This window comes from Enterobacter sp. BNK-22, from assembly GCF_048684805.1.
Classification (GTDB): Bacteria; Pseudomonadota; Gammaproteobacteria; order Enterobacterales; family Enterobacteriaceae; genus Enterobacter; species Enterobacter quasiroggenkampii.
This window is the reverse complement of sequence record NZ_JBLQTT010000001.1, coordinates 3859438-3873683: the sequence shown is the minus strand read 5'-3', so window position 1 is coordinate 3873683 and position 14246 is coordinate 3859438. Positions and strand designations below refer to the sequence as shown.

Annotated in this window: 16 protein-coding genes; 15 read left to right on the top strand and 1 reads right to left on the bottom strand. The window is 58.6% G+C overall.

Going from position 1 to position 14246, the window contains the following annotated elements; all coding sequences use genetic code 11:
* Positions 1-2 precede the first annotated feature (2 nt).
* The gene (locus ACMGGE_RS18235) at positions 3-1220 is read right to left on the bottom strand and encodes an MFS transporter (protein ID WP_063622752.1); all 1218 of its coding nucleotides are present in this window, start codon (positions 1218-1220) and stop codon (positions 3-5) included.
* Positions 1221-1365: 145 nt separating this feature from the next.
* Here ACMGGE_RS18235 and ACMGGE_RS18230 point away from each other — a divergent pair, with 145 nt between their 5' ends.
* The 15 genes from ACMGGE_RS18230 to ACMGGE_RS18160 all read left to right on the top strand — a co-directional run bounded on the left by ACMGGE_RS18230 (position 1366) and on the right by ACMGGE_RS18160 (position 14245).
* On the top strand, positions 1366-2415 hold the full coding sequence (locus ACMGGE_RS18230) for an AI-2E family transporter (protein WP_045909021.1): 1050 nt from the start codon (positions 1366-1368) through the stop codon (positions 2413-2415).
* 336 nt (positions 2416-2751) lie between these two features.
* Entirely contained in the window at positions 2752-3141 is a 390-nt protein-coding gene (locus tag ACMGGE_RS18225) for a hypothetical protein (RefSeq protein ID WP_045909022.1), read from the top strand.
* A gap of 69 nt (positions 3142-3210) precedes the next feature.
* Positions 3211-4275: a class I SAM-dependent methyltransferase gene (locus tag ACMGGE_RS18220; protein ID WP_045909023.1), complete on the top strand. Its 1065-nt coding sequence runs from the start codon at positions 3211-3213 to the stop codon at positions 4273-4275.
* Positions 4276-4342: 67 nt separating this feature from the next.
* Complete coding sequence (locus tag ACMGGE_RS18215) at positions 4343-5065, top strand: beta-ketoacyl synthase chain length factor (protein WP_252077845.1); 723 nt, start codon at positions 4343-4345, stop codon at positions 5063-5065.
* Positions 5062-5877, top strand: coding sequence for a lysophospholipid acyltransferase family protein (locus ACMGGE_RS18210; RefSeq protein ID WP_420294020.1), 816 nt, complete (start codon positions 5062-5064; stop codon positions 5875-5877). The genes ACMGGE_RS18215 and ACMGGE_RS18210 overlap by 4 nt, the downstream gene beginning before the upstream one ends.
* Entirely contained in the window at positions 5858-6115 is a 258-nt protein-coding gene (locus tag ACMGGE_RS18205; RefSeq protein WP_008503081.1) for a phosphopantetheine-binding protein, read from the top strand. Before ACMGGE_RS18210 ends, ACMGGE_RS18205 begins: the two co-directional genes overlap by 20 nt.
* A gap of 12 nt (positions 6116-6127) precedes the next feature.
* Positions 6128-6379, top strand: a complete 252-nt coding sequence (locus ACMGGE_RS18200; RefSeq protein ID WP_008503082.1) for an acyl carrier protein — start codon at positions 6128-6130, stop codon at positions 6377-6379.
* A gap of 54 nt (positions 6380-6433) precedes the next feature.
* Positions 6434-6973 carry a hypothetical protein gene (locus ACMGGE_RS18195; protein ID WP_198925665.1) on the top strand — a complete coding sequence of 180 codons (540 nt, stop codon included), beginning with the start codon at positions 6434-6436 and terminating at the stop codon, positions 6971-6973.
* The gene (locus ACMGGE_RS18190) at positions 6966-8327 is read left to right on the top strand and encodes an AMP-dependent synthetase (RefSeq protein ID WP_420294019.1); all 1362 of its coding nucleotides are present in this window, start codon (positions 6966-6968) and stop codon (positions 8325-8327) included. The genes ACMGGE_RS18195 and ACMGGE_RS18190 overlap by 8 nt, the downstream gene beginning before the upstream one ends.
* Complete coding sequence (locus ACMGGE_RS18185; RefSeq protein ID WP_008503085.1) at positions 8314-8667, top strand: hydroxymyristoyl-ACP dehydratase; 354 nt, start codon at positions 8314-8316, stop codon at positions 8665-8667. The genes ACMGGE_RS18190 and ACMGGE_RS18185 overlap by 14 nt, the downstream gene beginning before the upstream one ends.
* Positions 8658-10349 carry a glycosyltransferase family 2 protein gene (locus ACMGGE_RS18180; RefSeq protein WP_045909029.1) on the top strand — a complete coding sequence of 564 codons (1692 nt, stop codon included), beginning with the start codon at positions 8658-8660 and terminating at the stop codon, positions 10347-10349. Before ACMGGE_RS18185 ends, ACMGGE_RS18180 begins: the two co-directional genes overlap by 10 nt.
* 3 nt (positions 10350-10352) lie before the next feature.
* Complete coding sequence (locus ACMGGE_RS18175; RefSeq protein WP_008503087.1) at positions 10353-10775, top strand: acyl-CoA thioesterase; 423 nt, start codon at positions 10353-10355, stop codon at positions 10773-10775.
* Complete coding sequence (locus ACMGGE_RS18170) at positions 10772-11377, top strand: LolA family protein (RefSeq protein WP_008503088.1); 606 nt, start codon at positions 10772-10774, stop codon at positions 11375-11377. Before ACMGGE_RS18175 ends, ACMGGE_RS18170 begins: the two co-directional genes overlap by 4 nt.
* Positions 11346-13670, top strand: a complete 2325-nt coding sequence (locus tag ACMGGE_RS18165) for an MMPL family transporter (RefSeq protein WP_196353034.1) — start codon at positions 11346-11348, stop codon at positions 13668-13670. The genes ACMGGE_RS18170 and ACMGGE_RS18165 overlap by 32 nt, the downstream gene beginning before the upstream one ends.
* Positions 13667-14245, top strand: a complete 579-nt coding sequence (locus tag ACMGGE_RS18160) for a DUF3261 domain-containing protein (protein ID WP_420294018.1) — start codon at positions 13667-13669, stop codon at positions 14243-14245. The genes ACMGGE_RS18165 and ACMGGE_RS18160 overlap by 4 nt, the downstream gene beginning before the upstream one ends.
* The last annotated feature ends 1 nt before the right edge of the window (position 14246 follow it).

Below are 14246 nucleotides of genomic sequence, written 5' to 3'. Positions count from 1 at the left end.
TTTCACGATGATGACGTGGCCTCCGGTGCCTGCACCGGGGGCCATTTTTTTAGCCGCCACGTCAGCAGCAAGGCCACGATCACCAGACCCGCTGCGGCAAGATAGATCACCGGCACGCCTGCCCAGGCCATCACCAGCCCCGCCAGCGGACCGGTAATGCCTAACGACATATCCATAAACACCGTATAGGTCGCCAGCGCGGCGCCCTGATTCTGCGGCGGCACGGCTTTAACCGCCACCACGCCCAGCGCCGGGAAGACCAGTGAAAAACCGGCTCCCGCGAGGAAGACCCCCACTTTCGCGACCCAGGGCACCATCGCTATTCCGGTCAGCAGCAGCCCGACAATCTCTATCGCAAAGCAGATCATCGCCACGTTCAGCCCACCCAGACGGTTGATGCCGTTAGGGAAAAGCAGGCGCGCGCCAACAAACGCACAGCTGAACAGGGTTAACGCAAAGGCCGCGCCGTCCCAGCCTTTGGCGTCATAGAACAGGGTAATGAAGGTCGCGATCACACCGAAGCCGGTGGTCGCCAGCGCCAGCGCCATGCCGTACGGCCAGACGCGCCCCAGCACCGCCCGAAACGGCAGCGGCTTGCCCTTGCTGGCCTTCACTTTAGGGCGCGGCAGCGCAAACAGAATCGCCAGCAGCGCGACCGCCATGATGGTGACGGCCAGCCCATACAGCCCGCCAAACGCATAGCAGGCCACGCCGAGCGGCGCACCGAGCGCCATCGCACCGTAGGTGACAATCCCGTTCCAGGAGATCACCCGGCCAATGTGCGGCGCACCGACAACCCCCACGCCCCACAGCGTCGAGCCGGTTCCCGCCAGGCTTTGCCCGATGCCGAGGATGACGCGGCCCAGGCAGAGGAGCGCCAGACTGACCAACGGCCAGTGGCTGGCTGAGGCAGCCAGCAGGTAGCTCAGGCCACTGAGGAAGCAGCCGCACAATCCCACCACCACGATGCTTTTTGGACCGAACGTGTCCGCGTAGCGACCGGCATGCGGTCGGCTCAGGAGTGTCGCGAAATACTGCAGGCTAATCACCAGCCCCGCCCAGAAGGCACTGAAGCCCATCACGTCATGGACATAGCCCGGCAGGACCGCCAGCGGCAGGCCGATGGTGAGATAGCTGGCAAAGTTGAAAATAACAACGGAAACGATGCGCAGATTGAGGCGCAGTCCGCTCAGTGCCGTTTCAGCGGCAGGTTCGGGCATGGGGTTCTACCTGGATTTTTTACAACAGTGTTTCACTATTACCACGCCCCAATAAGAAAATCAGCACCGACTTTCAGATTAACGGTGCCAGACGAAGCGAAGCCCGGGCACTACACTTACCGGGTCATCATTTTAAGGAACACGCATGATCGCTAACCCGTCCGACAAAGCAGGACTACACATCTTATTAAAGCTCGCCTGTCTGGTGGTTATCCTTGCGGGTATCCATGCTGCCGCTGACATTATTGTCCAGCTCCTGCTGGCGCTCTTTTTTGCCATTGTGCTTAATCCTCTGGTCACCTGGTTTCTTCGCCGGGGCGTCAGCCGTCCGGTCGCCATCACCATTGTCGTCATCGTGATGCTGATTGCCCTGACGGCGCTCTTCGGCGTGCTGGCGGCATCGCTGAGCGAATTCTCCACCATGCTGCCGCAGTACAACAAAGAGCTGACGCGTAAGATTGTGGCGCTGCAGGAGATGGTGCCCTTTCTCAATCTGCATATCTCACCTGAACGAATGCTGCGCAGGATGGATTCCGAGAAGGTCATGACCTACGCCACCACGCTGATGACGGGGCTTTCCGGCGCGATGGCCAGCATTCTGCTGCTGGTCATGACGGTGGTGTTTATGCTGTTTGAAGTCCGCCACGTCCCCTATAAGCTGCGCTTTGCGTTGAATAATCCCCAAATTCACATTGCCGGATTACACCGGGCGCTGAAGGGGGTCTCAAAATATCTGGCGCTGAAAACGCTGCTGAGCGTCTGGACCGGGGTGATTGTCTGGCTGGGGCTGATGCTGATGGACGTGCAGTTCGCGCTGATGTGGGGCGTACTGGCCTTTCTGCTCAACTACGTGCCCAATATTGGCGCGGTGCTTTCCGCCGTACCGCCGATGATTCAGGCGTTTCTGTTTAACGGTTTTTACGAATGTATGCTGGTCGGCGCGTTATTCCTCGTCGTGCACATGGTGCTGGGCAATATTCTCGAGCCGCGCATGATGGGGCACCGGCTGGGCATGTCGACGCTGGTCGTATTTTTATCCTTACTGATTTGGGGATGGCTGCTGGGCCCGGTCGGCATGCTGCTGTCGGTCCCCCTGACCAGCGTGTGTAAGATCTGGATGGAAACCACTAAAGGCGGCAGCAAGCTGGCGATCCTGCTCGGGCCGGGGAGGCCAAAAAGCCGGTTGCCTGGGTAGCTGACCTACCTTTATAGGTAGGTTTAAACCGCCAATAATCCGCCTTAAATTACCGCGTTCATAACCTGTCGCGGTATTTTTATTTGCGTTAAGGAAATATTAATTCTGTTTTTGTTTACGTCGGTCGCATTACGTTGAAACGCATATCATGATTTAACGCAAATTAAAAAAAATGAAATTGTTAATTATTTTCCATGTTATTATGCCCGCCTTCGCGTCAACGTAATGCAAACCTTAATATTGATTAAAAAAACATCTGGCACATAAGAAACGCCGGATGAATATTATTTGTAAAAACCACTACCTTTAATTGTTATTATTGATATGGAGTTGTTGATGAAAAAGATCGTTAAATGGTGTGCTGCCGCCGTATTCGTTGGCGCACTGGCAGGCTGTGCGCGTACTGCCCCAATCGCTCAGGTTCACTCTACTGTGAGCGCGGGTCATACCGCCGACCAGGTAAAAACAGCGATTTTGAAAGCAGGACAAAAACGTGACTGGATCATGACGGAAGCCGGTCCGGGCGTTATCAAAGGTCGTCTGCAGGCGCGCGACCACTCGGTCGACGTTCGTATTCCTTATTCCGCAACAAGCTATTCCATTAACTACGAAAGCAGTATGAACCTGAAAGCGGCTGACGGTAAAATTCACAAAAATTATAACCGTTGGGTGAATAACCTCGACCACGATATTCAGCTGAACCTCTCCGCGGGCGCCCCACTGTAATATTTTTCTAAAGTCGGGCCGCATTTGGCCCGATAACCCTTATTTCTTGCCCTGAAAGGTTACGCAGCAATGTACGAAAAGGATACGCTCAGCGCACTGGATGCCATTACCGAAGCGCAACGCATCGCTTTTGCTCCGATGTTATTTCAGACCGCGCTTTGTCTGCGTAACTCAGGCATTCTCGCCTGGCTCGATAAACAAGGTAAAGAGGGTGCCAGCCTCGAGGAAATAACCGAACACAGCACGCTCGGCAGCTATGGCGTCAGCGTACTGCTGGATATGGGATTAAGCGGGCGGATCGTTACCCAACAGCATGGACGTTATTTTCTGGCGAAAGTGGGCCACTTTTTACTGCACGATGAAATGACCCGCGTAAATATGGATTTCACTCAGGACGTTTGTTACAAAGGGCTATTTCACCTGGCGGACGCCCTGAAGGAAGAAAAACCTGCGGGATTAGCGGTGTTTGGCAACTGGCCAACCATCTATCCGGCATTATCCCAATTACCGGCTCAGGCGAAAGAGAGCTGGTTCGCCTTTGATCATTACTATTCCGACGCCGCGTTTGACGCCGCTTTGCCATATATATTCGCAAGCTCGCCGACAAAATTGTACGATGTGGGCGGAAATACGGGTAAATGGGCGTTACGCTGCTGCCGCTATGACGAAAATGTTGCCGTGACGATCCTCGACCTGCCGCAGCAGATAGCGCTGGCGCAGGAAAACATCGCAAAAGCAGGTTTTTCTCATCGTATTGGATTCCATGCTGTCGATATGCTTAGCCCAGCAGCCTTGCCGGGTGAGGCCGACGTCTGGTGGATGAGCCAGTTTCTGGATTGTTTCTCTCCGGATCAGATTATCGTCATGCTGACGCGCGTCGCACAGGTCATGAAGCCAGGCGCACGTTTGTGCATCATGGAGCTTTTCTGGGATGCCCAGAAGTTTGAAGCGGCCTCTTTCAGCCTGAATGCCACCTCGCTCTATTTCACCTGTATGGCGAATGGCAATAGCCGGTTTTACAGCGTAGAGGCGTTTTATCGTTACCTGGAGAGCGCAGGTTTCAGCGTTGAACAGCGTCTGGATAACCTTGGGGTCGGTCATACCCTGCTGATATGCACCAAACGTGAACAATAGAGCAGCTTAGCTGCCCGGGTGGCCAAGTCTGCCCTTTGAATACGGTTTTTTTCGCGGACGCGCGTAGATGAAATTTTCACTGAACATTATCGACTGGCAGGCGAGAGCCCCAGGACTCAACGATGCCACAGAGTGGCAGGCGTGGTCACGCCTGCAGCTGCCCGTCGATCCAGCGGCCCCGCTTCCCCGGCTGACCGCTTTACCCATGATGACCGCGCGCCGCCTCAATTCAGGCAGTAAGCTGGCGGTGGACATTGGTCTCGCTATGCTACAACACCACGCCATTGATGCCGTCGTCTATTCCAGCCGCCACGGCGAGCTGGAGCGCAACTACCGTATTCTGCATGCTCTGGCGACGGGGCAATCCGTATCGCCTACCGACTTCGCCATGTCCGTGCACAACTCGGCGGTGGGCAATCTCACGATTACCGCACGCCAGGCTATCGTCTCGTCATCCATTTCTGCCGGGCTGGACACCTTCCAGCAGGCATTATGTGAAGTCCTGAGCCTGCTGCAGGCGGGCTACTCCCGCGTCTTGCTGGTCGATTTTGACGGCGCACTGCCGGAATTTTACCACCCGGCGTTACCGCACCAGATGCCCACCTGGCCCTATGCGCTGGCGCTGGTGATTGAATCCGGCAAGGAATTGCAGTGTGAAACCCGCAGCGGCAGCACGGGGGATGAACCCGCCCTTTCGCAAAGCCTGATGTTCCTGCAACGCTATCTCAGCGAGGCACGCCAGTTTGTGGTACCCGGCGAACGTTTGCTGTGGCAATGGACGCGCGCATGAACCGCCTGACTGCCCGAATTAACTGGTTATGGCGTCTGGTGATGACCGGATTCTGCTTCGTGCTGTTTGGCGTGGGCGGGCTGCTGCTGTCACTGGTATGGTTCAACCTGCTGCTGATCGTCCAGCGCGACCGCATCAACCGCCGTCGCCTTGCGCGGCGCAGCATTGCGGCCAGCTTCCGCTTCTTCCTGACCGTTGCCCGTGGCCTCGGGGTACTGGACTATCGCATTCACAATCTTGACGCCCTGCGCAACGATCGGGGTTGTCTGGTGGTGGCTAACCACCCCACGTTAATTGACTACGTGATTCTGGCATCGGTGATGCCAGAAACCGACTGTCTGGTGAAAAGCGCGCTGCTGCGCAATCCGTTTGTCAGCGGCGTCATCCGCGCGGCGGATTACCTGATTAACAGCGAAGCCGAGCCTCTGCTGGCTGCAAGCCAGCAGCGTCTGGCTCAGGGCGACACGCTTTTAATCTTCCCGGAAGGCACACGTACCCGGTCTGGTGAAGCTATTTCCCTCCAGCGCGGCGCAGCAAATATCGCCGTGCGCTGTAACAGCGATCTGCGGGTGGTGCTGATCCACTGTAGCGAACATCTGCTGGATAAAAAAAGTCGCTGGTATGATGTGCCGCCAGAAAAACCTGTCTTCACCGTGGATGTCCGCGACCGCGTGAACATCGACGAATTTTACGATGCAAATGAACAAGAACCGGCGCTGGCGGCAAGGCAGTTAAACCGGCATCTACAGCATCGATTAACATCAGGCCTTCAATCTTTGTCAGGAATTAATGATGCAAGCGCTTTATCTTGAAATTAAGAATCTCATTATCACCACGCTGAATCTGGACGAGCTTACCGCAGAGGATATTGATACCGATGCCGCGCTGTTTGGCGATGGGCTGGGTCTCGACTCTATCGACGCGCTGGAACTGGGTCTGGCCGTGAAAAACCAGTATGGCGTGGTGCTTTCTGCTGAAAGCGAAGAGATGCGCCAGCACTTCTTTTCCGTCGCCACGCTGGCGTCCTTTATCAACGCTCAACGCGCCTGAGATGTGATCACGATGACCGAACAAGAAACCATTTATCAGGAAGTCTGTGGCCTTCTGACCCGACTGTTTGAAATCGACCCGCAGGATATTACCCCTGAAGCCCGTCTTTACGAAGACCTGGAGCTGGACAGCATTGATGCGGTGGACATGATTGTTCATCTGCAGAAGAAAACGGGCAAGAAAATCAAGCCGGAAACCTTCAAATCGGTTCGTACCGTTCAGGATGTGGTAGACGCCGTCGAACAGCTTCTGCGCGAAGAGTAAGACGTCGTGCGCGGCGGACGGACATTCCCGATCATCCCACTTCTGACGGGGTTGATGCTGCTGGCGTGGCCCTTCCTGGTTGGATTTGGGCTGGCGCATAACAGCCTGCAGTGGCTATTACCCGTGATGGCTCTGGTGTTACTGCTGCGGCTGCGTCAGGCGCAGCGGAACACAAGCCCGATGCGGTATGTGGTGCAGTGCGTGGCGCTGGCGGGGATCGCCCTCTGCACGGCAAGCTACCTGCTGAAAGCCCACCAGTGGCTGCTGCTCTACCCGGTGGTCGTCAACCTTGTCATGCTGGCCGTGTTTGGCGGTTCGCTGTGGACAGCGATGCCGCTTGTAGAACGACTGGCGCGCTTGCGCGAGCCAAACTTGCCCCCGGAGGGCGTGCGCTATACCCGTAAGGTGACCCTCGTCTGGTGCGGTTTTTTCGTCGGCAACGGCACGATGGCGCTGTTTACCGTCCTCCACGGCGACATGCATCTGTGGACGCTATGGAACGGTATGGTGGCTTACATCCTGATGGGGATGCTGATGGCAGCAGAGTGGCTGGTGCGCCAGCGGGTGATAAAAAAAGAGATGCACAATGACTAACCCCCTTCCGCTGGGCCAGTGGTTAAATGCGCCGCGCCCTGACGACACGCCTGTTGCCTGGCTCGACGATCGTACCTGGACGCTGGGCCAGTTGCGCCACGATGTAACCTTACTGGTCGAGACCCTGCGTCAGCAGGAAGGCGAGCGCTGGGCGCTGTGCTTTGAAAACAGCTACCTGTTTATTGTTGCGCTGCTGGCCTCGCTGCACGCCGGTAAAACACCGGTCATTCCCGGCCATAGCCGCGTCTCGCAGCTTGAAGAACAGCAATCTTTGTTTAGCGGCGTTCTGAGCGATCGAACTCTTGGTTTTCATGGGAAACAGATTGTGGTGGCCTCCAGCCACCAGACAGCCAGCCACTGGGTGCCTCTGCCGGCCATTGACGAAAACCGCTTCGTTGAACTGTTCACCTCAGGCTCCACGGGCACGCCGCGCCGGGTGGTTAAGCACATCGTCAGTCTGGATCGCGAAGCCCGCCTGCTGGCTAACCGCTTTGGTGAGCGTCTGGCCGGATGCAGCATTGTGGCCTCGGTCGTACCGCAACATCTGTATGGCCTGACATTCCGTATCGTCTTGCCGATGGCGCTGGGCCTGCCGCTGCATGCCGCGATGCTCTATTACGCAGAACAACTGGCCGCCCTGCCTCCTGACAGGCAATACCTGTTCATCAGCAGCCCGGCGTTCCTGAAGCGCCTGGATACCGAGCTTGCCGCGCCGCCCCTCAGGATGCTGATTTCAGCAGGTGGAATGCTGCCCTGGCGTGACGTCTCGACCACCTCCGGCTGGCTTAACCTTTGGCCAGATGAAATTTATGGCAGTACCGAAACCGGGATCCTCGCCTGGCGCCATCGTCAGGAGGATAACGTGCCCTGGCTACCGTTCCCCGGCGTGATCTTCCATCAGGAAGATCACGCCTGTCGCGTTACGTCGCCACTGATCCATGAGCCAGAAGGGCTCCAGCTCGACGATATCCTGCACTTCGACAGCGAGGGGCTTTTCAGCATCGCCGGTCGCCGCGGGCGGGTGGTCAAAATTGAAGAAAAACGCATCTCGCTTAACGAGATCGAACGCCGCCTGCTGGAGCTCGACGGTATTTGCGAAGCGGCCGCACTGCCGGTCACGCGCGGGGGTCGTCAGGGGATTGGCGCCCTGCTGGTTCTGGATGAAACGGCCCGTCAGCGCGGGTATGTGCAGGATAAAAAAGCGCAGGAGTTCGCCTGGCGTCGCGCCCTGCTGCCGTGGCTTGAACCTGTCGCGGTGCCGCGCTACTGGCGCATAGTTGATGAAATGCCGGTAAACAGTATGAACAAGCGTGTCTATGCGCAGTTAGAGGAGTTATTTCATGAAAATTCATGAAATTGAGCGCCACCAGACACAGCCGGAGAAGCTGGAGATCGTTTTGCATCTCGACGCAACGCTGTTCTGGTTTCAGGGCCATTTCGCCGTACAACCACTGCTGCCCGGCGTTGCGCAGCTTGACTGGGTGATGCACTACGCCACGACGTTACTGGCACCGGGCTATCGCTTTCACAGCATTCAAAACGTGAAGTTTCAGGCACCACTGCTGCCGGAAACCACGGTGACGCTGATGCTTGAGTGGCATGCCGAACGTCAGATGCTGACCTTCAGCTATCAACGCCATGCCGGGGCTGAGCGCCACACCGCCAGCAGCGGGAAAATTCGTCTATGTCAGTAATCTTTCGTCCCTGCGTGCTGATCCCGTGCTACAACCACGGCGCGATGATTGCCCGCGTGCTGTCACGTCTCGCGCCGTTCGGCCTGCCGTGCATGGTAGTGGATGACGGCAGCGACGCAGTCACCCGTCGGGAGCTTGAGCGCCTGGCGGCGGAGCAGCCGCAGATGACGCTGGTTCGTCTGGCGCAAAACGCAGGAAAAGGTGCCGCGGTCATCAGAGGGCTGGAGGAGTGCGCGCGGACGGGCTACACCCACGCCGTGCAGGTGGATGCGGACGGCCAACACGCCATTGAGGATATCCCCAAACTGCTGGCGCTGGCGGAGCGCCACCCGGACGCGCTGATTTCCGGCCAGCCCATTTACGATGACTCTATTCCGCGCTCCCGACTTTACGGGCGCTGGATCACCCACGTTTGGGTGTGGATTGAAACCTTATCGCTGCAGCTTAAAGACAGCATGTGCGGATTTCGGGTCTATCCGGTTTCACCCACGCTGCGGCTGGCAGCGCGCGAACCGCTCGGCAAGCGGATGGACTTTGACACCGAAGTGATGGTTCGTCTCTACTGGCAGGGCAACACCAGCGTCTTTCTGCCCACGCGCGTGACCTATCCGCAGGACGGTTTGTCCCACTTCGACGCGCTAAAAGATAACGTGCGGATCTCCCTGATGCATACCCGGCTCTTCTTCGGCATGCTGCCCCGCATGCCCGGCCTGCTTTTCCGTCGACGCCGCCAGCACTGGGCGCAGCAGGACGAGGTCAAGGGTCTGTGGGGGATGCGCCTGATGCTGCGCGTCTGGGAACGGCTGGGTCGGCGGGCCTTTACCGTGCTGTTGTGGCCGGTTATCGGCGTGTACTGGCTTATCGCGCGTCCGGCGCGGCAGGCCTCGCGGCAGTGGATGGCGAGAGTGAAGCAAGAACTGCGTCAGCGGAGCATGCCTGTTCCCTCACGGCTTAACAGCTTTTTCCATTTCATGCGCTTCGGCAACGCGATGCTGGATAAAGTCGCCAGTTGGCGCGGCGAGCTGAAGCTTCATCGCGATATTGTCTTTGCCCCCGGCGCGAGCGAAGCGTTAAACATCGCGGCTCCACAGGGCAAACTGCTGCTGGCCTCGCACCTTGGCGACGTAGAGGCCTGCCGGGCCCTGGCTCAGCTGGAAGGCAGTAAAATCATCAACGCCCTGGTTTTCAGCGAGAACGCCCAGCGCTTTAAGCAAATCATGAGCGAAATGGCGCCCGAAGCTGGCGTGAATTTGATGTCGGTCACCGACATCGGCCCGGATACCGCCATTGCCATCAAAGAGAAGCTTGAGCGCGGTGAATGGGTCGCGATTGTGGGGGATCGCATCGCGGTGAATCCGCAGCGCGGCGGCGAATGGCGCGTGATCTGGAGCCGATTCATGGGCCAGCCTGCACCGTTCCCACAGGGGCCGTTTATCCTGGCCTCCATCCTCCGCTGCCCGGTGGTGCTGATTTTCGCCCTGCGCCAGCAGGGTAAGCTCGTCCTGCACTGCGAGCCGTTTGCCGACCCGCTGCGCCTGCCGCGCGGTGAACGCCAGCAGGCACTGCAAGATACCGTCGATCACTATGCGCAGCGGCTGGAACATTACGCCCTCATGTCGCCGCTCGACTGGTTTAATTTTTTCGATTTCTGGCATCTGCCAGAGTCCAGTGAGAAGGAGTAAAGGGTGCTGACCGATCCCCGCTTTACGACTGAAGTCGAGATCACCGTTCCGTTCCACGACGTCGATATGATGGGCGTGGTCTGGCACGGTAACTATTTCCGCTACTTTGAGATCGCCCGCGAGGCGCTGCTCAATCAGTTTGATTATGGCTATCGCCAGATGAAGGCCTCCGGCTACGTCTGGCCCGTCGTCGACACCCGGGTGAAATACCGCGATGCGGTGACCTTTGAGCAGCGTATTCGCGTCCGCGCGCACATTGAAGAGTATGAAAACCGCCTGCGCATTGCCTATCAAATTTTCGATGCGCAGACCGGCAAACGCACGACCACCGGTTACACCATTCAGGTGGCGGTGGAAGAAGCGACCCGCGAAATGTGCTTTGTGAGCCCGGCAATACTGTTTGAACGTATGGGAGTAACACCATGAAATGGTTGCCTTTACTGGCGCTGATCGTCAGCCCGCTGGTCAGTGCCGTGACGCTGGATGAGCTGCAGCAGCGCTTCACCGAGCAGCCCGTGGTGCGCGCGCATTTCGAACAGGTTCGCACGATAAAAGATATGCCGCAGCCGCTGCGCTCGCAGGGCGAAATGCTGATCGCCCGCGACAGCGGCCTGCTGTGGGATCAAAAAGCGCCGTTTCCGATGACGCTCCTGCTGGACGACAAGCGGATGGTGCAGGCGATTAACGGCCAGCCGCCGCAAACCATCACTGCCGACAATAATCCGCAAATGTTCCAGTTCAACCATCTTCTGCGCGCCCTGTTCCAGGCCGACCGTAAGGTGCTGGAAGAGAACTTCCGCATCGATTTTAAGGACTTGGGAGCGGGCCGCTGGTCGCTGGTGCTTACGCCAAAAACGACGCCGCTGGACAAGATTTTCGCCACCCTCGATCTGGGCGGCGCGACCTATCTGGAAACGATTCGCCTCAACGACAAACAGGGCGACCGTACCGATATCGCCCTTTCTCGCCACCAACTGACGCCCGCCAGCCTGACCGATGACGAACGCCAACGCTTTGCCGCACCGTAAATCCCTGCGCCCGGCGCTGCTGTGGGCCACGCTATGCCTGATTCTGCTGGGCGTGTTGCTGTCGCTGCTGCCCGGCGCGCGACTGAACAGCAGCGTGCTGGCCATGCTGCCGAAGCAGACGCTGGGGGCGATCCCGCCGGCGCTCAACGACGGGTTTATGCAGCGTCTCGACCGCCAGCTGGTCTGGCTGGTCAGCCCCGGCAAAGAGCCGGATCCGCGCGTGGCACAGCAGTGGCTGGCGCTGCTGCAAAGCACTGATTCGCTCAGCGAGGTCAAAGGCCCGATGGACGCCGCCGGGCAAAAGGCCTGGGGAGAGTTCTTCTGGCAGCACCGAAATGGCCTGATTGACCCCGCCACCCGCGGCCGCCTGCAAAACGGCGGAGAAGCGCAGGCACAGTGGATTTTATCTCAGCTCTATTCGGCCTTTTCCGGCGTCAGCGGTAAAGAGCTGCAAAACGATCCCCTGATGCTGATGCGCGGCTCGCAGCTCGCTCTGGCGCAAAACGGCCAGAAGCTGCGGCTGATGGACGGCTGGCTGGTCGCAAAAGATGAGGCGGGAAACTACTGGTATCTGCTCCACGGCGAGCTGGCGGGCTCATCATTTGATATGCAGCAGACCCACCGGCTCGTGACGACGCTTAACGCGCTGCAGGAGACGCTGAAAGCCCGCTACCCTCAGGCACAGCTGCTTTCCCGCGGGACCATGTTCTACAGCGATTACGCCAGCCAGCAGGCCAAACGTGATGTTTCGACGCTGGGTATCGCCACCCTGCTTGGCGTGTTCCTGCTCATCGTGGCGGTGTTCCGCTCTCTGCGCCCGCTGCTGCTGAGCGTGCTCTCCATTGCCATCGGCGCGCTGGCGGGGACGGTGGTGACGCTGCTGCTCTTTGGCGAGCTGCACCTGATGACGCTGGTGATGAGCATGAGCATCATCGGAATTTCGGCAGACTACACGCTTTACTACCTGACTGAACGGATGGTACACGGCGCGGAGCATACTCCCTGGCAAAGCCTGGCCAAAGTTCGCAATGCGCTGCTGCTGGCGCTGCTGACGACCGTCGCCGCCTACCTGATTATGATGCTGGCCCCCTTCCCCGGGATCCGCCAGATGGCGGTGTTCGCTGCCGTGGGACTCAGCGCCTCCTGCCTGACGGTGATTTTCTGGCATCCGTGGTTGTGCCGCGGGTTACCGGTGCGCCCGGTTCCCTTTATGGTCCTGATGCTGCGCTGGCTGGCCGCCTGGCGACGCAGTAAAAAACTGTCAATTGGTCTTCCCGTCGCGCTGGCGCTGCTCTCCGCCGTGGGAATAAGCACGCTGAAGGTGGACGACGACATCGCCCAGCTGCAGGCGCTGCCGAAAGATATTCTGGCGCAGGAGAAGGCCATTACCGCCCTGACCGGACAGAGCGTGGATCAGAAATGGTTTGTGGTTCATGGCGCTTCGCCTCAGCAAACACTGGAGCGGCTGGAAGCCTTTACCCCGGCGCTGGCAGAGGCGCAGAAAGCGGGAGAAATTACCCGCTGGCGCACCCTGCCGCTGAACTCGCTGGCCCGTCAGAAAAGCGATCTTACGCTGCTGCAAAACGCCGCGCCTGCAGTAACGAACGTGCTGAAAAGCGCAGGGCTCAACGCCGTCTCCCCGAATCTGGACGCCATGCCGGTCAGCGTGGACGCGTGGCTTAAAAGCCCGGCCAGCGAAGGCTGGCGTCTGCTCTGGCTGACCCTGCCCGACGGTCAAAGCGGCGTGCTCGTACCGGTGGACGGCGCAAAAAACAGCGCGGCCCTCGGCGAGCTGGCCGCGCGCCATGACGGTGTCGTCTGGGTCGATCGCAAAGCCAGTTTTGACACCCTGTTTGCCCTCTACCGCACGCTGCTGACGGGGCTTCTGTTTGCCGCGCTGGCGGTGATTGCCTGCGGGGCGATGCTGCGCCTCGGCTGGCGTAAGGGGCTGATAAGCCTGGTGCCGTCCGTGCTGTCGCTGAGCTGCGGGCTGGCGGTACTGGCCGCAACGGGCCACCCGGTAAACCTGTTTTCACTGCTGGCGCTGGTGCTGGTGCTCGGCATTGGCATTAACTACACGCTGTTTTTCAGCAACCCGCGCGGCACGCCGCTGACCTCGATGCTGGCGATTACGCTGGCGATGATGACCACGCTGATGACGCTGGGCATGCTCGTCTTCAGCGCCACGCAGGCCATTAGCAGCTTTGGTATCGTGCTGGTGAGCGGTATTTTTACCGCCTTCCTGCTGGCGCCGCTGGCGATGCCGGATAAGAAAGAGAGAAAACGTAAATGAACGCTTTTTACCGCGCCGCCGCGCTGGCTGCGGCGCTGCTGCTGGCAGGCTGCAGCCATTCGTCCGATACCCAAGAGACGCGTCCCCAGGCCTGGCTCCAGCCGGGAACCCGCGTTACGCTCCCGCCGCCCGGCATTAGCCCGGCGGTAAGCTCTCAGCAGCTGCTGACCGGCAGCTTTAACGGGCAAACGCAGTCCCTGCTGGTGATGCTCAACGCGGATGCGCATAAAGTGACGCTGGCCGGGCTCTCTTCCGTGGGCATTCGTCTGTTCCTGGCGACGTACGATGAGACCGGTATTCATACCGAGCAGTCGATCGTTGTGCCGCAGTTGCCGCCCGCCAGCCAGGTGCTGGCCGACGTGATGCTCAGCCACTGGCCGATTAGCGCCTGGCAGCCGCAGTTGCCGAAGGGCTGGACGCTGACTGACACGGGCGATCGGCGCGAACTGCATAACGCCAGCGGCAAGCTGGTGACGGAGATTGTCTATCTGCAGCGTAAAGGCAAGCGCGAGCCGATCAGCATCGAGCAACACGTTTTTAAATACCACATCACCATTCAATATCTGGGTGACTGAG